The organism is Hymenobacter monticola (assembly GCF_022811645.1).
Taxonomy (GTDB): domain Bacteria; phylum Bacteroidota; class Bacteroidia; order Cytophagales; family Hymenobacteraceae; genus Hymenobacter; species Hymenobacter monticola.
This window is the reverse complement of sequence record NZ_CP094534.1, coordinates 2,756,407-2,773,357: the sequence shown is the minus strand read 5'-3', so window position 1 is coordinate 2,773,357 and position 16,951 is coordinate 2,756,407. Positions and strand designations below refer to the sequence as shown.

Below are 16,951 nucleotides of genomic sequence, written 5' to 3'. Positions count from 1 at the left end.
AATAGTTGGTGAAGTTCAAATAGATTCTTCTATTTTTAGGATTTCAAAGACTGTCTACTCCATTCTTTTTTATTGATGCCAGCATCTTTACTGTTGCGCCGCGGGCGGCAGGTGCTTCCCCTTCTGCTCGCTGCTTTGCTGGGAGCCATCACGGCCCAGGCCCAGCCCGAACCCGTCAAGCTTGGGCAGATTGACAAGGCCGACCTCACGGCGGCGCCGTTTGTGGGCGACAGCGCCGCCGCGGCCGTGGTGCTCTGCGACTTCGGCCGCTCGCGCATGGAAGGCAAAGGCGACGGCCTGCAGGTGGTGTTTGAGCGCGTCACGCGCATCAAGATTCTCAAGAAGGCGGGCTTCGAAAACGCCACCGTCGAGATTCCGCTCTACCGCCGCGAGGGCGACCAGGAAAAAGTGTCGAACCTGCGCGGCTTCACCTACAACCTGGTGAACGGCACGGTGGAGAAAACCAAGCTCGAAGCCGCCGGTGCCTTCCTCGAAAACCGGACGCCGACCCTGAACATCCAGCGATTCACACTGCCCAACGTGCGCGAAGGCTCCGTGATTGAATACGCTTACACCCTGCGGTCGGACTTTCTGTTCAACTTCCAGGACTGGACGTTTCAGCGCGACGTGCCGGTGCGCTGGAGCGAGTACCGGGTGGTGATTCCGCAGTTTTACAAATACAAGATAATTTACCAGGGCAGCCGGCCCTTCGACGTAAATGTGCTTAAGGCCGGCGTGACGAGCTACACGCTCGACCAAAAAGTACCCACGGGCGGCGGCGTAACGGCCGGCGTGTCCACCGGCTCCATGACCGTCACGGCCTCTACCGAGGAGCACCAGTGGGTGCTGAAAAACGTGCCCGCCTTGCGGGAAGAGCCCTACATGACCACGGCCCGCGACTACGTGGCCCGCCTTGATTTTGAGCTCACGGCCGAGCAGTGGTCGGAAACCGACTACCACGACCTGACGGGCTCCTGGGACAAAATCAACGCCCGTCTGCTCAAGGACGACGACTTTGGCGGCCGGCTCAGTCGCTCGGGCCCGCTCAAAGACCAGGTGCTGCCCCTTGCCACCCAGTACCCCGCCGTGACCGACCGCGCCGCCGCCGTGCGCCGGCTGGTGATGGCCGCCGTGCGCTACGACGGCCGCGACCGGTGCTTTGCCCAGGAGCCCCTGCGCAAGGCCTACGACGCCCACCGCGGCAGCGCAGCCGACGTGAACCTGCTGCTCATTGCCGCCCTGCGCGACGCCGGCATCGAGGCCCACCCGCTCATTCTCAGCACCCGCGACCACGGCCGCGTGAGCCAGGAGTTTCCCTTGCTGGAGCGCTTCAACTACGTGGTGGCCGCCGTGCCCCTGGCCGACGGCAAAGACCTGCTGCTCGACGCCACCGAGCCGCTGCTGCCCTGCGGCGTGCTGCCCACCCGCTGCCTTAGCCGCGTGGGCCGCCTGGTGACGAAAGAAGACGCCAACGGCCGCTGGGTTGACCTCACGCCCAGCCACCGGCAGGTGCGCTTCCAGCAAATCAACCTCACGCTGGACGCCCAAGGCGGGCTTAGCGGCAAGGTGCACGACGAGCGCGGCGGCTACGCCGGCGCCAACGCCCGCGCCGAGCTGGCCAACCTAGGCGAGAAAAAATACCTGGCCGGGCTGCTGCAGCGCCACGAGGGCTGGGCCGTGCCTAAGCTGACCGTGGGCCAGGCCGACGCCGTGGACAAGCCCCTGACCCTGGACTACGAGTTCCAGCAGCCGGCCGCCGACAATGCCGCCGCCGGCACGCTCTACCTGAACCCGCTGAGCGAGTTTGGCCCCGGGCAGAACCCGTTTCGGCACGAAGACCGCAGCTTTGCCGTGGATTTTGGCATGCAGCAGGAAGAAACCGTGCTGGTGACCCTGACCTTGCCCGCCGGCTACGAGCTGGCCAGCCTGCCCAAGCCCACCGTGGTGGACCTACCCGGCGGCGGCGGCCGCTTCCTCTACAGCGTGGCCGCCCCGAGTCCGGGCGTGGTGCAGCTCACCAGCCGCCTCAACCTGCGCAAGCCCGTGTACACCGCCGCCGAGTACGCTGGCCTGCGCGAGCTCTACGCCCAGCTGATGGCGCACCAGGCCGAAAAGCTGGTCATTCAAAAAAAAGCCGGCGGCTAGGCTCGCCTCCGCCCTTGCCTGCAGGCGGATTTTACGCAAGCTTTTGCCCAAGCATTCATTTAACTTAAAACTCTAATTATTAATTATTTCTGCTTCGAATGAAACAAATTCTACACCTCCCGGTGGCCGTAGCTGCGGTGTTGCTCAGCGCCGCGGCGGCCCACGCCCAGACTGAGCCCATCAAATTCGGAAAGATTGACCCCAAAGACCTCACGGCGGCGCCGTTTGTGGCCGACAGCGCCGCCGCGGCCGTGGTGCTCTGCGACTTCGGCCGCACCGGCTTTAATTACGTCAACAACGACTTCCAGCTGACGTCGGAACGCGTGACGCGCATCAAAATCCTGAAAAAAGCCGGTTTTGAGCACGCCACGGTGGAAGTGCCGCTCTACCACCACGACACGCGCACGGAGAAGATTACCGGCCTGCGCGGCACCACCTACAACCTGGTGGGCGGCAAGGTGGTGGCCACCAAGCTCGACGGCGCCAACATGTTTGTGGAAGAGCTGACGCCCAACGTGCGGGTGCGCAAGTTCACGCTGCCCGACGTGCGCGAGGGTTCCGTCATTGAGTTCACCTACGCCGTCACGTCGGATTTCTTCTTCAATTTTCAGGACTGGACGTTTCAGCGCGACATCCCGGTGCGCTGGAGCGAGTTCCGGGCCAGCATCCCCGAGTACTTCAAATACCAGATGCTGATGCAGGGCTACCACGCCCTGGCCGAGCAAGCCCAGACCGAGGGCACCGCTCAGTACACCATTTACACAGCGGGCCGAAACACGGGCGGGGGCATGGGCACCAACCGCGAAGGCCCCAGCACCGATATGGCGACCAGCCGCATGACCAACTACCGCTGGGCGATGAAGGACGTGCCCGCCTTCCGCGACGAGCCCTACATGACCACCGCCAACGACTACCTGGACCGCATCAGTTTTCAGCTGGCGGGCATGCAGTTCCCGGGGCAGGGCTACCAGAACGTGGCCGGCACCTGGGCCAAAATCGACATGGAGCTGCTGACCAGCGACAACTTCGGCGGGCAGCTCGGCCGCACCGGTTTCCTGAAAGACCAACTGAAAGCCCTGGTGGCCCAACACCCCGACCAGACCGCCCGCGCCGCCGCCGTGCGCCAGCTGGTGATGAGTGCTGTGCGCTACGACGGCGCCAACAGCCTCTACAGCAACGGCCCATTGCGCAAGGCCTACGACGCCCACCACGGCAACGTGGCCGACGTGAACCTGCTGCTCATTGCCGCCCTGCGCGAGGCCGAGATTCCGGCCAACCCGCTGCTGCTGAGCACCCGCAGCCACGGCCGCGTGAACCAGACGCAGCCCCTGCTGGAGCGCTTCAACTACGTGGCCGGCCATGTGGCCCTGCCCGACGGCAAAGACCTGCTGCTCGACGCAACCGAGCCGCTGCTGCCCTGCGGCGTGCTGCCCGCGCGCTGCCTCAACGGCGCCGGCCGCCTCATCATGAAGAATTCGAACGACGGCCGCTGGATTGACCTGGCCCCCAGCCAGCGCTACGTGTATTACCAGCAAGTGGCCCTGACCCTCGACGCCCAGGGCGGCCTCAGCGGCAAGGTGCACGAGGAGCACGGCGGCTACGCCGGCGCCGACGTGCGCCGCGAGCTGGCCAGCCTGGGCGAGAAGAAATACGCCAGCGAGCTGGCCCGCCCCCACAGCGGCTGGACCGTGCCCAAGTTTGCCGTGGCCCAGCGCGACGCCGTGGACAAGCCCCTGGCCCTGGACTATGAGTTTACCCAGGCGTCTGACGCCGACGCCTCTGTTGGCACGTTTTACCTGAGCCCGCTGCGCGAATTTGTGGGCGAGCAGAACCCCTTCCGGCACGACGACCGCCTGTTTCCGGTCGATTTTGGGGCGCCTAAGGACGAAACCCGCATGATAACCCTGACTTTGCCCGCCGGCTACGAGTTGGCCGAGCTGCCCAAGCCCACCGTGATGGACCTGCCCGACGGCGGCGGCCGCTTCCTCTACAGCGTGGCCTCCCCGAGCCCGGGCGTGGTGCAGCTCACCAGCCGCCTCAACCTGCGCAAGCCCGCCTACGCCGCCGCCGAATACGGCAACCTCCGCGAATTCTACCGCCTCATGCTGGAAAAGCAGGGCGAGAAACTGGTTATTAAGAAGAAGGCGTAGTTTTTTAACAGAAAGAAAAAGCAAGGGAAAAGGCGCTCTGTCTCGGCTGTGCTCGACAGGACGCCTTTTTTCCTGCTTGATTCCTCACGAACGATGAAAGCATTACTTTCCCTTCTGGCCGCCTTGCCCCTGAGTGGCCTTTTGCTGCCCCCGGCCGCGCCGGCGCCCAAGTACGCGGTGGCCGACATTCCAACGGCCTTGCGCGAGGGCGCCCACGCCGTGCTCCGCGCCAACGACGAAGTGGTAACCGTGAAGTCGGCCGGGCGGCTGGTATACGCCGTGCACCGCGTGGTTACAGTGCTGGATGCGGCCGGCGACGACCAGGGCCGCCACTCGGTGAGCTACGACGCGCTGCACGCTCTTAACTACCTGCGCGGCGCCGTGTACGACGCCGACGGCCGCCTGCTGCACCAGCTGCGCGCTGCCGAAATCCACGACCAGGGCGTGGGCGACGCGGGCGGCAATTTCATGACCGACGTGCGCGTGCGCTACGCCGATTTGCGCCAGCCCCAAACGCCCTACACCGTGGAATTTGACTACGAGCTGGCGGTGGATAATGCCTTGTTTTACCCCAGCTTTCAGCCCCAGGACGAGGAAGGCCTGGCCGTGCAAAGCGCCACCTTCAAGGTGACGACGCCGTCCGCCCTGCCCCTGCGCTACCAGGAGCGGCAGCTGCCCAAGGGCGTGGCCGTGACGCGTGGCAGCGCGTCCGGCCAGGAAGTGTACGAATGGCGGCTAGCTAACCTGCCTGCTGTGGAAGAGGAAGAAGCCGCCCCGCCGCTGGCCTACACCACGCCCGCGGTGGTGCTGGCGCCCGGCAATTTTGAAGTGCAAGGCTACAAGGGCACAGCTGCCACCTGGCAGGGCCTGGGCCAGTGGAGCTACGAGCTGAACGCCGGCCGCGACGTGTTGCCGCCCGCCACCGTGGCCAAGGTGCAGGCCCTGGTGAAGGATGCGCCCGATGCCCGCACCAAGGCCCGGCGCGTGTACGAAATGCTGCAGGGCAGCACCCGCTACATCTCGGTGCAGCTGGGCCTGGGCGGCTGGCAAACCTTCCCGGCCAGCTCGGTGGCCAGCAACGGCTACGGCGACTGCAAGGCCCTGAGCAACTACACCACGGCCCTGCTGGCCGCCGCCGGCGTGCCCGCCTACGTGGCCCTGGTGGGCGCCGGCGCCGACCGCCCCGACCTGCGCGCCGACTTCCCCAGCTCGCAGTTCAACCACGCCATTGTGTGCGTGCCCCTGGCCCAGGCCGGCAAGCCCGACACCCTGTGGCTGGAATGCACCAGCCAGACCGCGCCGTTTGGCTACATGGGCAGCTTCACCGGCAACCGCCACGCCCTGCTGGTGACGCCCAAGGGCGGACAACTGGTGGCCACGCCCCGCTACGGCGTGGCCGAAAACCGTCAGGAGCGCCGCCTCGACCTGTTCATCGACGAAAAAGGCGGGGCCACGGCCACGGCGCGCACCCTGCGCACCGGCCAGGAGCAGGACCTGTATGCCCAGCTGCTGCACGAGCTGGGCCCTACCGACCAGAAGAAGTACGTCACCGACCACCTCCGGCTGCCCACCTTTACGCTCACCAAATTCAACCTGGCTGCCACACCCAGCAAGGGCGCGCCCGGTATCGTCGAAACCCTGGGCCTGGCGCTGCCGGGCTTCGCGGCGCCCAGCGGCAAGCGCGTGTTCATTGCGCCCAACCTATTGAGCCGCCTGCCCGCCCTGCCCGCCCAGGTGGGCGAGCGCCAGACGCCCGTGTGGCTGTCCGACGCCTGCCTGCACGCCGACACCGTGCGCCTGCACCTGCCCGCCGGCTTCAAGCCCGAAAACCTGCCCGCGCCCGTGCAGCTCAGCACCGCTTATGGCATCTATTCCAGCCAGTATGCTGCCTTGCCTGATGGCAGCATTCAGTACATCCGCCGCCTCGAAATGAAGCGCGGCCAGCTGCCCGCCACCGCCTACGCCGGCTACCTGGATTTCCGCCGTAAAATCAGCGCCGCCGACAAGGCCCAAGTGGTGCTGCTGAAGACGGAGAGCTAGGGGTAGGTATTGGGTGTTCGGTTTTAAGTGTTAGGTTTTAGGTTTTGGGTGTTCGGTATTGATTCAATAATCTGCTCTTCTTTATGCATCAACCAATGGAGGAACTGATGGTCTTCGCGCGCTTTGAGGAAGCCACGGGACGCATTTGGGATATGGTGCAACAGTGGAAGTTGTTGGCCCAGGATACTATTGGTAAACAGATTATTCGCTCTGCCGATAGCATCGGGGCCAATTTAGTAGAAGGCGATGGACGCTACAGCAAGGCTGACGCGCTTCACTTTTTCGTCATTGCCCGTGGGTCAGCCCGTGAAACCTGCCTGTGGGTGAAACGCGCGCAGGAACGTCGTCTGGTTTCCACCCATGAGGCCGAAGCACTTCTCCAGCTATTAGCAGATGGAATGCGAATGCTCAATAACCTAATAACCTACCGCCGTAACACCCCAACACCAAAAACCTAAAACCCAACACCAAAAACCGAATACCTAAAACTTCACCCGCAATTGCGCCTTCACCTCGTTGCGCAGCGAGCCCTGAATGGTTTCGAGGCCGCTCCCAATTGTGCCCTGGTGGCGGTAGCGGGTTTCGGCGTAGCGCAGCCACAGCGTCATGGAGCGGTTGAGGCGGATTTCGGCGATGCCGTAGACGCGGGTGCCCTGGCCGTAGAGGGCGGGGATGGACACGGCCAGCAGCACGTCCTGCTCATACACGTACTGGCGGGTGTCGTAGTCGTCGGCGTCGAAGAGCGAGTAGCGGGCGGTGAGCTTGAGGCTGCGGTTGAGCTGGTAGCTCACGTCCTGGGCCAGGGCGTAGCCGCTGCGCCAGGCCAGATTGGTGTCGTCGCGCAGGCGCGAGGTTTGCATGCGGGTGCGCAGGCTGAGCGCCGTGCTCACGTCGGTGTTGTAGTACACCAGCAGGCTTTGGCGCAGCTGCTCGCCGGGCAGGGGTAGCACGCGGTTGGCGGCGATGTTGACAAGGTCAGCGGTGGCCAGGTCGCGGGGCTTGAGGCGCTGGCGGGCCTGCACGTAGAGCAAGCTGGTTTTGGTGGGCGAATAGGCCACGCGCACCAGGGCGTCGTGGCCGTCGGTGGGCGAACTGGCCCGGTAGCGCAACCACGGAAAGCGGAACTGGTCGTAGTAGGCCGATATTTCCCACTGCGCAATGGGCCGCACCTTCAGGCCGAGGTACACGCCGGTTTCGTTGATGTTGCGGGTGTTTTCGCTGAAGGCGTTGCCGTAGAGCGTGTGGAAGTCGGCGTCGTAGTGGCGCACCAGCAGGGCCGCGTCCACTTGCGGGCCCAGGCTGGCCAGCAGGCCGTTCACGGTGCCCAGGCCGCCCCCGCTGCTGCGCGCCGTCTCGCCAAAAAGCAGGAAGTTGCGGTACACGTAGCTGTAGTTGAGGCTGAGGGCCAGGTTTTCCTTGCCGCTGAACTCGAAGCGGTTGTAGGGCTCAGGGCGCTTGAGCAAGGCCGTGCCGTAGTGCGTGAACACGCCCGTGGCCCCGATGGCCAGGTTGCCGTCGCGGCTGGTGTAAGTGGCGTTGCCGCCCCCGATGGTTTCCTGCAGCTGGTGGCGGTTGGCCAGCTCCGAGGCCGTGCGGTGGAAGCCGGTGTAGAGCAGGCCCGAAGTAAACTCGTCGAACTGCGCCAGCGAATCCTGGCTTTGCTGCAGGTTGGCGTCCACGTTCTTGTGCGACACAAACGCCGTGGCCTGCACCGTGGGCGCCACCTGCACCGTGGCCGCCCCGCCCCGGAAAAACGTGTTTTCGAGCAGCGACGAGTACGCTCGCACGCCCAGCGACGAGCGCCGCAGCGTGGTAATGGTTTCGGCCCCCTTGCCCACGCCCAGGCCCGACGACAGCAGCAGCCCCTGCCCGAACTGCAGCTGGTAGTCGCCCAGCGCCAGGGTTTTGAGCCGCCCCCGCTCCTGCAGCACGAAGTGCGCCGACACATAGTCGGCTCCGAACTGCCCGTTCTTCGGGTTCCAAATGAATTGCTCACCGGCGTCCTTTTCCAGAGAAAAGCCCAGGCTAAAGTCCTTGGTGTGGCTCACGCGGTAGCGAATGAGCATCTTGTCGGGCGAGCCGAGGTAGCGCGTAGTGGGCTGGCCCTGGTAGATGGTGGGCGGCGTGTAGCCCTGGCGCTGCTGCAGCACCCGCTCGTAGCGCAGAAACAGGGCGTTGTTGTCTTCGCGGGCAATGCGCTGCCACAGCGTGCCGCGGCTGCGGTTGGCGTTGCTGCTTTGCACTGTCACGAAGGGCAGAATGCGGTTGATGGTGCGCAGGTCGTAGCCCTCAATGCTTTGCAGCTCATACACGCTCAGCAGGTCGCCGTTTTCCTGGCGGTGCTTGAGCAGCGTGGTTATCTGGTTTTCGTTGAGCAGCAGCAACCCGCGCAGCTCCTCGCGGGTGGCGGTGTTGAGGTTGATGGGCGTTTGGTAGTACTGCAGCAGCGTCTCGTACAGGTCCTCGTAGGGTACCTGGTCCGACTGGATTTCGGCAAACAGCTCCTGCGTCAATCGGTCGAGGTCGGGCGCGCGCCGCACGTAGTCCTGCGCTTTCAGCGAATGACTTAGCAGCAAGGCGCTGCCAGCTACCAGCCCAGCCAGGCCGTTTCGCATCTTCCCCGAAGTAGCTAAGCGTAAAGTTCTCTTCATTGCTTCCCGCCCCACGACTTACTGATGCTCAGGTGATGGCTGAAACCCAGCGCCTGCTGAAACGCCGCCGCGTAGTCTAGCTGAAAGCTCCCAGTCGCTAGCCCGATGCCCGCGCTGGCCTGCTCGGTGAGCGAAGCCAGGCCCAGGCGCGCGGCCAGCACTGGCACTGGCCGGTATTCCAGGCCCGCTTTGAAATTGGCGGCACGCTCCACGTCTTTTTCGGTTTCGACCACCAGCAGCACCTGCGAGCCGGGCCGGTAGGCCAGGCCAGCCTTGAGGACGGTGGGCACCCGCTCGTCCTGGTAGCTGGCCAGGCGGGTTTGGCTCAGGTTGTAGAGCGAGGCGCCGAAGGTCAGGCGGTTGGGCAGCACCTCAATCTGCCCGCCCAGCGTGCCCAGCAGCACGCGCCGGCTGCCCAGCCCCTCGATGCTCACTTGCAGCATGTCGACGCGGGCGCCGAGGCTGATTTGGCCGAAGCGGTATCCGTAGCCGGCGCCCACGCGGGTTTCGTTGTAGAGCACGCCGCCGAAGCGCTGCGCTTCAAACGCCACCACGCCGTGGCGGGCCCAGGTGCGGGCGGCCGGCGCCACTACCTGGGGAGCGGCCATGCCGTCGGTGGGCGTGCCGGTGTTGGGCTGGCGGCCCAGCGGCAGCGCTACGGTGAGCGCGCCCACGTTCAGGGCCGAGCTGAAGTAGCGGTTTTCGCCGTAAAACCCCACACTGGGCTGCTTAATCTCGCCGATGCCGGCCACGTTGTTGCCCATGCTCCACACCTCGCCGGCCAGCGCCACCGAGGCGTTGCTGAGGCCGGCCGCGCGGGCGCCCCGCACACCCGGGCCGTTGCCCTGCGCGGCGGCCGTCAGCCCACCCGAACAAGCCCAAAAGAAACCAATTATTGAAAGATACCGGGGTAAACAGTGTTGCATGACGGGAAGGTACCACGCGGCCGGCAATTGCTTGAGCTTGGTTTCGAAATTATTTTGGTGGACTCGGCGGTTATCCATCCCGGCGCCCTTGCCGAACTTGCTGCCGTATGCCCCGCTCCTTCTCCGCCGCGCCCCGCCGCGAAACCCTTCTTTACCGCAACCAACCGCTTCACTACACCCTGGTTTTCCGTTCGCGCCGCACCATCGGCTTCGCTGTGCGGCCCGACGGAAGCGTGCACATCAGCGCCCCCGCCGGCACCTCGCCCGAGTGGGTGGCCCAGCAGGTGCTGCGCAAAGCCGATTGGATTCTCAAACACCGGGAAAGCTTTGCCCGCCGCCCGGCGCCCGCACCCAGCCGCCGCTACGAGGCCGGCAGCCTGCACCTTTATCAGGGCCAGGCCTACCCGCTGCGTTTTGCCGAAGCCTCTCGGCCTGGCGTGGCTCTGGAGGAAGAAACACTCGTTATCAGTAGCCCCGCGCCGCTTACTGAAGCCGAAACCGAAGCCCTTCTGCACGCTTGGTATGCCCGGCAAGCAGGGCCGTTGTTTGCCGAGTCGCTGGCCCGGGTGTGGCCGCGCTTCGCGGAGTTTAACCTCACCCGCCCTACCCTCTCGGTGCGCCAGATGCGCACGCGCTGGGGCAGCTGCACGCCGCGCACGGCCCGCATTCGCCTCTCGCCCGAGTTGGTGCGCACCCGTCCCGAGTGCCTCGACTACGTGCTGCTACACGAATGCTGCCACCTGCTGGTGGGCGACCATTCCAAGGCTTTTTACGACCTGCAAACCCGCCTGCTGCCCGACTGGGAGCGCTGGAAATCGGATTTGAACGCGCTGCCGAAGTAGCCTTAAGTAGTAAGAAGTGAGTAGCAAGTAACAAGATACTGTTGCTCACTTCGTCTTACTTCTTGCTACTCACGTCTTACTACTAGTCCCCATGTCCCGCCTATTCCGCGCCTTGTTTCTCGGCCTCGTCTGGTTCTACCAGCGCTTCATTTCGCCGCTCACGGCGCCGAGTTGCCGCTACGTGCCCACCTGCTCGGTGTATGCCGCGGAGGCCATCCGCAAGCACGGGCCCTGGCGGGGCGGGCGCCTGGCGCTGCGGCGCATTGCCAGCTGCCACCCTTGGGGCGGCCACGGCTACGACCCCGTACCTTAGGCGGAAGCCTGCGTATAGGAGGAGTTCACCGTCTGAACTCCTTTCGATGCGCTTTCCTTCCCTCCTTCCGGCCGCGCTGGCCTTGCTGCTCACCACCGCTTCCTGCTCGCAGGCCCAATCCGACACCTCCGAGAAAGGCGACAAAAAAGCCAAAAACGCCAAGGGCGGCGACCGCCGCAAAGACAAAACCGCCGCCTCCGAAGTCCAGGGACTCGTCAAGGTGGGTTCGCTCAAGGGCGTGGTGCCCGAAAGCTCCGGCCTGGCCCAGGCCCCCAAGGCCGGCCACTACTACAGCTTCGGCGACGACGGCAACCGGCCCATTCTATACGAAATCACGGGCACCGGCGAGGGAGCGGGCAAGCTGGACGTGCCCGCCGACAACACCGACTGGGAAAGCCTGAGCCGCGACGGCCAGGGCAACTACTACATCGGCGACTGCGGCAACAACGAAAGCACGCGCCACGACCTGCGCATCATCAAATTCCGGCCCGATACTCCGGCCAAAGCGGGCATCATCGCCTTCCAATACCCCGACCAAAACGAGTTTCCTCCCAAGAAAAAGCAGCGCAACTTCGACTGCGAAGCCAGCCTCTGGCACGACGGCCGGGTGTGGCTGTTCACCAAAGACCGGGGCCAGAGCAGCACCAGCAACGTGTATAGTGTGCCCGACCAGCCCGGCGACTACACGGCCAAAAAAGTGGGCGCCATCGCCATTCCCGGCCAGGTGACCGACGCCGCTCTGCGCCCCGACGGCCGCCGCCTCGTGCTGCTGGGCCGCGGCGAGCTGTTCATCCTCGACGGCAACTCCTGGGCCGACATCCTGAAAGCCACGCCCCGGCAAGTGGCCCTCACCGGCGCCGGCCAAACCGAAGGCGCCGTCTTCAAAGACGATAAGACCTTGCTCATCAGCACCGAGCAGGGCGGGCTGTTCGAGTACACGCTGCCGTAGGGTTGGAGCAGTAGAGTTGGGGCAGCTACGGGCTTGGTCGAATGGAACTTGCGCCTGATTTAAGATTTGGCGGCGGAACTCCGGCCAGCCAGGGTTGCTCTTGGGCCAGTAAAAAAGCCCTTTGGCCCTGATTGCCGCGCCGGCTGGGCACCATTGCGCCCAACTTGCGGCTTTAAGAGCTGCGCTATTTATCCCTGTCCGTTGATTCCTTCTTTATCTGCTGCCTCGCAGGATTTCCTGGATGGCATGAGCCACGAAATCCGCACGCCCCTGAACGGCGTGTTGGGCATGGCCCGCCAGCTGTCCAAAACCAACCTCGACGCCCATCAGCAAGAGTTGCTGCGCGTCATCAATGCCTCGGGCCAGCACCTGCTGGGAGTTATCGACGACGTGCTGGACATGGCCCGGATTTCGGCCGGCCCGCTCGATTTTGAGCAGGTAGCGTTCAACCTGTTTGACTCGATAAGCCAGGCGCTGCAGCCTGGCCAGGAGCAGGCGAAGGCCAAAGGCTTGGCTTTTTACGAAAACCTCACGGCCAGCTCTTTGCCTTCGGCCTGGGTGGTGGGCGACCCCTACCGCCTCAACCAAATCCTGCTCAACCTGGTGAGCAACGCCATTAAGTTCACCGAGCAGGGCAGCATCAGCGTGACGGCACGCCCGGTAACTCAGACTGCCACCCACCTTACGCTCGAATTTCAGGTTGCCGACACCGGCGTTGGCATTCCAACGCCCCGGCCGGTCCCGGCGCCGGAGAGCCCCGCCCGGTCCTGTGCCAGCCTCACGCGGCGGTTTAGTGGCACGGGCCTGCGGCTGGGCATCAGCCGGGCGCTGGTGGAGCAACTGGGCGGCACGCTTCGCGTGAACAGCACGCCGGGCCTAGGCAGCACCTTTGCCTTTACGCTCACGCTCCCGACTGCCGAGCCGCCCGCGGCGGCCGCCGGACGGGCCAACTTCAACACGGGTGCGCTGGCCGGGCTGCGGGTGCTGCTGGTCGACGACAACGAAATCAACCGCGAGGTGGCCCGCTTCATGCTGGAAGAATGGGGCGTGCTGCCGGAAGAGGCCGTGGACGGCGAGCAGGGCCTGCAACTGCTCAGCCACCACGACTACGACGTGGTGCTGATGGACATACAGATGCCCCGCCTGAACGGCGTGGAAGTGACCCAGGCCGTGCGCCGGCTGCCCGACCCCAGGCGGGCCCAGGTGCCCATTTTGGCCCTCACGGCCAATGCCTTCCGCGAAGACAACGAGCGCTACCGCGCCGCCGGCATGAACGACACCCTGGCCAAGCCCTTCGACGAAGCCGAACTGTATGCTAAGCTGGAGGCCCTGCATGCCGCCCCGCGCGGCCCCGCGCCCTACAACCTGACCAAGCTGCGCACCATGGCCCACGGGCGCGCGGCTTTCGTGACGCGCATTATCCGCTCGTTTCTCGCCAACATGCCCGCCAGCCTCGGGCAGCTACGCGAAGCCGCCGCCACCAGCCAGTGGGACCGGGCGGCCGAAATCACGCACCACATCAAACCCAGCCTGGAAATGATGGGCGTGGCCGACGTAGCGCCCCTGGTAGCGGTGCTCGAAAAAGCCCCCCGCCCGGGCCAGCCCACCGCCGAGCGCCCCGCCTTGACCGCGCAATTGGTGGCCCTGGTGGAGCGGGCACTGGCCGCCGTGCCGACCGAGTTGCCTGCGGAGACGCAGGCTTAAAACTCCCGCAGCTGGCGCTGAAACGCTTCTTGGTAGGATTTGCCCACCGGCACTTCCACCTGCGCAAACCGCACCATGTGGTCTTCCACCGATTCGATGCGGCGCATGTTGATGATGTAGGAACGGTGCACCCGCACGAAGCGCGGAACCGGCAGCCGCTCTTCCAAGCGCCGGAGCGAGCTGTATACGATGAGTTTCTGCTTGTCGAGCACCAGCACGCAGTAGTCCGACAGGGCTTCGACGTAGAGAATGTCGTCGAGCCGCACCTGAAGCAGCTTTTTGTTCACCTTCACGAAGATAAACTCGCTTTCGGCGGCCGCGGCGGCAAGGCTGGGCCGGGGCTGAACGGGTGCGGCCTGGCGGCGCTGCACCACCCGCTGCACGGCCTGCAGGAAGCGGGGCAGTTCCACGGGCTTCACCACGTAGTCCGTCACGTGCAGGTCGAAGGCATCGACGGCGTAGTCGCGGTGCGAGGTCACGAGCACGATGTCGGGCGGGGGCTCGGGCAGAATGCGCACCAGCTCCAGGCCCGTGAGCTGAGGCATTTCGATGTCGAGAAACAACACGTCGACCTGCCCGCCCTGCGTGAAAAAGTTCAGGCAATCAACGCCATTGGCAAACGAGGCCCGCAGCTCCAGCTGCGGCGTGAGCTCGATGAGGTGCTCCAGGAGAAGACGGTTCATCTCGTTGTCGTCGACAACCAGGCAGGTGAGCGGAGCGGTGGGCTGCATCGGCGGGGGCTTTGGGGCAAAGCAGCGCCATCAGCAAGCGCCACTGCCCGGGTGAACGTCGGCGGCCGGGCCGCTCCCCAAGCTTTGGGGCCCTTGTACCCGCCGCCGACTGACGGCAAGCTATACCCGCTCTGCCGCCTGCATTTCCCCTATTCGTTTAACCCAGCGGCGCGGACGTTGAACCATCTTCTGCCCGCGCCGAATCAAACAGCCCGAAGCACGGCCCAAGCCCTGGCCCGCATCCACCTATTTGTTTGTCAATAAATTAACTTCGCTTTATGCAAGCTCCGCGGCGCGATTTAGCGCGCTGTGGGCGGCAGGGCGGCCGCCTCTTTTTCCTCCAGGTCGCGCGGGGCGTAGCCGTAGGGGTTCTTCGGGTCTTTGCCAGCCCGCCACAGCACCCAGATGCCAATGAGAATCAGCGGAATGCTCAGCAACTGGCCCTGGTTGAAGAGGTGGCCGTTTTCGAATTCCACCTGATTCTCCTTCAAAAACTCACCCAAAAAGCGCTGTGTGAACAACAGCACCACAAACAACCCGAACAGCTGCCCGCGCGGTGTGCGGTCTTTGGTGCGGTTCCACATTGAGTAGAGCAGCACGAGCAGGAAGATGCAGAACAGCGCCTCGTAAATCTGGGTGGGGTGGCGCGGCACGGCCACGTTTGTATCGGCCGTGACGGCGCCGGTGATGGGCCGGCTCACCACTTCGGCCTCGCGGCCTTTTTCGGGGCTGGCAATGCGCTGCACGGCATAAGAGCCGGCGGGCACGGGCTGGTTGGGCGCGAACTGCTTCCAGTGCTCCACATCGCGCGGAAACACGAAGGCCCAGGCCACGTCCGTCGGCTTGCCCACGATTTCAGAGTTCATCAGGTTGCCGGTGCGGATGCAGGCGCCGCCCAGCGCCACCACAATCACAATGCGGTCGAGCACCCACAGGTAGTCGAACTTATTGTTGCGGGCAAACAGCCAGCAGGCGAACAAGATGCCGATGGTGGCGCCGTGGCTGGCCAGCCCGCCCTGCCAGATTTTGAACACCACCATGGGGTCGGCCATCAGCGCCTCGAAATCATAAAACAGCATGTGGCCCAGCCGGGCGCCCACAATGGTGCCGATGAGCATGTAAATGGTAATCACATCGACCCACTGCGGCGACACCCGCTCGGAGCGGTAGATGTGCGTGAGGATGAACGTGCCCACCACGAAGGGCAGCATGAAAAACAGCCCGTACCAGCGCAGCGTGACCGGCCCCAGGTGGGCAATGATGGGGTTGACGTTCCAGAAAATGGCGGCGAGAAAGGGCGGCATGCGGGGCAAAAATGAATGATGGGTTCAAAGGTACTCAGCCCCCGGGCTCCTTGCCCGGCGAATGAAGGGAAGCACAGCTCAGGCGTTTCGTCGCACCAAGCCTGGAAATCGGGCATTTTCAGCGCGGCAGCAAACGCGGGGCTTGCATGCCCGTGCGGCTGGCAGCGCCTGTCGTGGCACCATCGCCGGAAAGGCTCAGCACCAACGCTGCCAGCAGGGCCGCAAAGGCCGGCCGCCGCAGCCAGCCGGGCACCCGCAGCTTTTCTGTCGATGTTTCGGCGGCGAGGCGGGCCTGCACCCGGCCATAGAAAAAGGGCCGGGGCTGGGCCCGGGACTGGCTGGGGAGTTGCCGCAGCAAGGCATCCCAGGCCGCATCGGCCTCGGGGCGAGAGTCGGGCTTATTCATGGCGAAAATGGGGTTGCAGGCGGGTGCGAAGGGTTTTGCGGGCCCGAAACAGGAGCGACTCGACGGCGGGTACGGAGGTGCGGAGCACGGCCGCAATCTGCTCGTAGCTCAGCTCTTGCTCGTGGCGCAGCGTGAAGACCACCCGCTGCTGGTCGGGCAGGCGGGCAATGTGGTCGAGCAGCAGGCCCAGCTGCTGCTGGCCTTCCAGCAGGGCCAAAGGGTGCGCGTGGGTGGGCACCTCGTGCAGCACGTCGTTGCCAAAACCCAGCAGGCTGGTGAAGTAGGCAAAGCGCTTCTTGGTCCGGGCCCGCCGCAGGTTTTTCAGCGCCCGCGACGTGGCCAGCCGGTACAGCCACGTGCTCAACGTCGCTTCGCCCCGGAACCTACCAATGGTTTGGTGCACCTCCACAAAAACCTCCTGCGCCACGTCCTCGGCCTCTTCCGGATTGCGCAACAAGGAGAGAACCATTTGGTAAATACGGTCCTGATACCGCTCAACCAGCGTGCGAAAAGCAGCTTCGCTTCCCTGCTGCAACTGCGCTACCAGCTCGGCTTCGGCCGCCGCAGTTGGGTCAATTAAACAGGAACTGACTGGTGAGTCATCGACCAAAATCAGCGGGAGCGCGCAAGCCACAAATAGAAAGTAAAAGGGCGATGTAAAGCAGAGCTAGCATTCACCAGGCCGAAGCTACAAGGCAATAGGTCCCATTCAGCGACCAAACTTGCGCGGGTTTGCTATTTTATTTTCATCACTCGGCTTTTGAAAGAACTTGTACCCCGAAGCTCCGCT

At 64.3% G+C, this 16,951-nt stretch carries 14 protein-coding genes; 8 read left to right on the top strand and 6 right to left on the bottom strand.

The window, feature by feature from the left end:
- The first annotated feature begins 75 nt into the window (after positions 1 to 75).
- From MTP16_RS11590 to MTP16_RS11575, 4 genes are all read left to right on the top strand, one after another.
- Positions 76 to 2,145 (top strand): DUF3857 domain-containing protein, encoded by a 2,070-nt coding sequence (locus tag MTP16_RS11590; RefSeq protein WP_243519894.1) that lies wholly within the window; start codon positions 76 to 78, stop codon positions 2,143 to 2,145.
- Between the two features lie 98 nt (positions 2,146 to 2,243).
- Complete coding sequence (locus MTP16_RS11585) at positions 2,244 to 4,295, top strand: DUF3857 domain-containing protein (RefSeq protein WP_243519892.1); 2,052 nt, start codon at positions 2,244 to 2,246, stop codon at positions 4,293 to 4,295.
- Between the two features lie 93 nt (positions 4,296 to 4,388).
- The gene (locus MTP16_RS11580) at positions 4,389 to 6,335 is read left to right on the top strand and encodes a DUF3857 domain-containing transglutaminase family protein (protein ID WP_243519890.1); all 1,947 of its coding nucleotides are present in this window, start codon (positions 4,389 to 4,391) and stop codon (positions 6,333 to 6,335) included.
- A gap of 83 nt (positions 6,336 to 6,418) precedes the next feature.
- Positions 6,419 to 6,793 carry a four helix bundle protein gene (locus MTP16_RS11575; protein WP_243519888.1) on the top strand — a complete coding sequence of 125 codons (375 nt, stop codon included), beginning with the start codon at positions 6,419 to 6,421 and terminating at the stop codon, positions 6,791 to 6,793.
- Positions 6,794 to 6,817: 24 nt separating this feature from the next.
- Here MTP16_RS11575 and MTP16_RS11570 read toward each other — a convergent pair whose 3' ends face one another.
- A complete protein-coding gene (locus tag MTP16_RS11570; protein ID WP_243519886.1) occupies positions 6,818 to 8,950 on the bottom strand; it encodes a helix-hairpin-helix domain-containing protein in 2,133 nt (710 codons plus the stop codon).
- 32 nt (positions 8,951 to 8,982) lie between these two features.
- Positions 8,983 to 9,912 carry a hypothetical protein gene (locus MTP16_RS11565; protein ID WP_243519884.1) on the bottom strand — a complete coding sequence of 310 codons (930 nt, stop codon included), beginning with the start codon at positions 9,910 to 9,912 and terminating at the stop codon, positions 8,983 to 8,985.
- Positions 9,913 to 10,019: 107 nt separating this feature from the next.
- On the opposite strand from MTP16_RS11565, the gene MTP16_RS11560 reads away from it, so the two are divergent.
- From MTP16_RS11560 to MTP16_RS11545, 4 genes are all read left to right on the top strand, one after another.
- The gene (locus MTP16_RS11560; RefSeq protein WP_243519882.1) at positions 10,020 to 10,754 is read left to right on the top strand and encodes a M48 family metallopeptidase; all 735 of its coding nucleotides are present in this window, start codon (positions 10,020 to 10,022) and stop codon (positions 10,752 to 10,754) included.
- 91 nt (positions 10,755 to 10,845) lie between these two features.
- Positions 10,846 to 11,067 carry a membrane protein insertion efficiency factor YidD gene (gene yidD, locus MTP16_RS11555; RefSeq protein ID WP_243519880.1) on the top strand — a complete coding sequence of 74 codons (222 nt, stop codon included), beginning with the start codon at positions 10,846 to 10,848 and terminating at the stop codon, positions 11,065 to 11,067.
- Positions 11,068 to 11,113: 46 nt separating this feature from the next.
- The gene (locus MTP16_RS11550) at positions 11,114 to 12,016 is read left to right on the top strand and encodes an NHL repeat-containing protein (protein ID WP_243519878.1); all 903 of its coding nucleotides are present in this window, start codon (positions 11,114 to 11,116) and stop codon (positions 12,014 to 12,016) included.
- Positions 12,017 to 12,217: 201 nt separating this feature from the next.
- A complete protein-coding gene (locus MTP16_RS11545) occupies positions 12,218 to 13,720 on the top strand; it encodes a sensor histidine kinase (RefSeq protein WP_243519876.1) in 1,503 nt (500 codons plus the stop codon).
- Here the strand turns inward: MTP16_RS11545 and MTP16_RS11540 are convergent.
- The 4 genes from MTP16_RS11540 to MTP16_RS11525 all read right to left on the bottom strand — a co-directional run bounded on the left by MTP16_RS11540 (position 13,717) and on the right by MTP16_RS11525 (position 16,795).
- Entirely contained in the window at positions 13,717 to 14,451 is a 735-nt protein-coding gene (locus tag MTP16_RS11540; protein WP_243519875.1) for a LytR/AlgR family response regulator transcription factor, read from the bottom strand. The two genes, MTP16_RS11545 and MTP16_RS11540, sit on opposite strands and share 4 nt — an antisense overlap.
- 299 nt (positions 14,452 to 14,750) lie before the next feature.
- Positions 14,751 to 15,755: a prolipoprotein diacylglyceryl transferase gene (gene lgt / locus MTP16_RS11535; RefSeq protein ID WP_243519873.1), complete on the bottom strand. Its 1,005-nt coding sequence runs from the start codon at positions 15,753 to 15,755 to the stop codon at positions 14,751 to 14,753.
- Between the two features lie 118 nt (positions 15,756 to 15,873).
- Complete coding sequence (locus MTP16_RS11530) at positions 15,874 to 16,161, bottom strand: hypothetical protein (protein WP_243519870.1); 288 nt, start codon at positions 16,159 to 16,161, stop codon at positions 15,874 to 15,876.
- Positions 16,154 to 16,795: an RNA polymerase sigma factor gene (locus tag MTP16_RS11525; RefSeq protein WP_243519869.1), complete on the bottom strand. Its 642-nt coding sequence runs from the start codon at positions 16,793 to 16,795 to the stop codon at positions 16,154 to 16,156. Before MTP16_RS11525 ends, MTP16_RS11530 begins: the two co-directional genes overlap by 8 nt.
- Positions 16,796 to 16,951: the final 156 nt, after the last annotated feature.

Excerpts from the sequence above, each read along its gene's own strand:
- MTP16_RS11590 (WP_243519894.1), top strand. The coding sequence starts at position 76 with ATGCCAGCATCTTTACTGTTGCGCCGCGGGCGGCAGGTGCTTCCCCTT.
- MTP16_RS11585 (WP_243519892.1), top strand. The coding sequence starts at position 2,244 with ATGAAACAAATTCTACACCTCCCGGTGGCCGTAGCTGCGGTGTTGCTC.
- MTP16_RS11580 (WP_243519890.1), top strand. The coding sequence starts at position 4,389 with ATGAAAGCATTACTTTCCCTTCTGGCCGCCTTGCCCCTGAGTGGCCTT.
- MTP16_RS11575 (WP_243519888.1), top strand. The coding sequence starts at position 6,419 with ATGCATCAACCAATGGAGGAACTGATGGTCTTCGCGCGCTTTGAGGAA.
- MTP16_RS11570 (WP_243519886.1), bottom strand. The coding sequence starts at position 8,950 with ATGCGAAACGGCCTGGCTGGGCTGGTAGCTGGCAGCGCCTTGCTGCTA.
- MTP16_RS11565 (WP_243519884.1), bottom strand. The coding sequence starts at position 9,912 with ATGCAACACTGTTTACCCCGGTATCTTTCAATAATTGGTTTCTTTTGG.
- MTP16_RS11560 (WP_243519882.1), top strand. The coding sequence starts at position 10,020 with ATGCCCCGCTCCTTCTCCGCCGCGCCCCGCCGCGAAACCCTTCTTTAC.
- yidD (WP_243519880.1), top strand. The coding sequence starts at position 10,846 with ATGTCCCGCCTATTCCGCGCCTTGTTTCTCGGCCTCGTCTGGTTCTAC.
- MTP16_RS11550 (WP_243519878.1), top strand. The coding sequence starts at position 11,114 with ATGCGCTTTCCTTCCCTCCTTCCGGCCGCGCTGGCCTTGCTGCTCACC.
- MTP16_RS11540 (WP_243519875.1), bottom strand. The coding sequence starts at position 14,451 with ATGCAGCCCACCGCTCCGCTCACCTGCCTGGTTGTCGACGACAACGAG.
- lgt (WP_243519873.1), bottom strand. The coding sequence starts at position 15,755 with ATGCCGCCCTTTCTCGCCGCCATTTTCTGGAACGTCAACCCCATCATT.
- MTP16_RS11530 (WP_243519870.1), bottom strand. The coding sequence starts at position 16,161 with ATGAATAAGCCCGACTCTCGCCCCGAGGCCGATGCGGCCTGGGATGCC.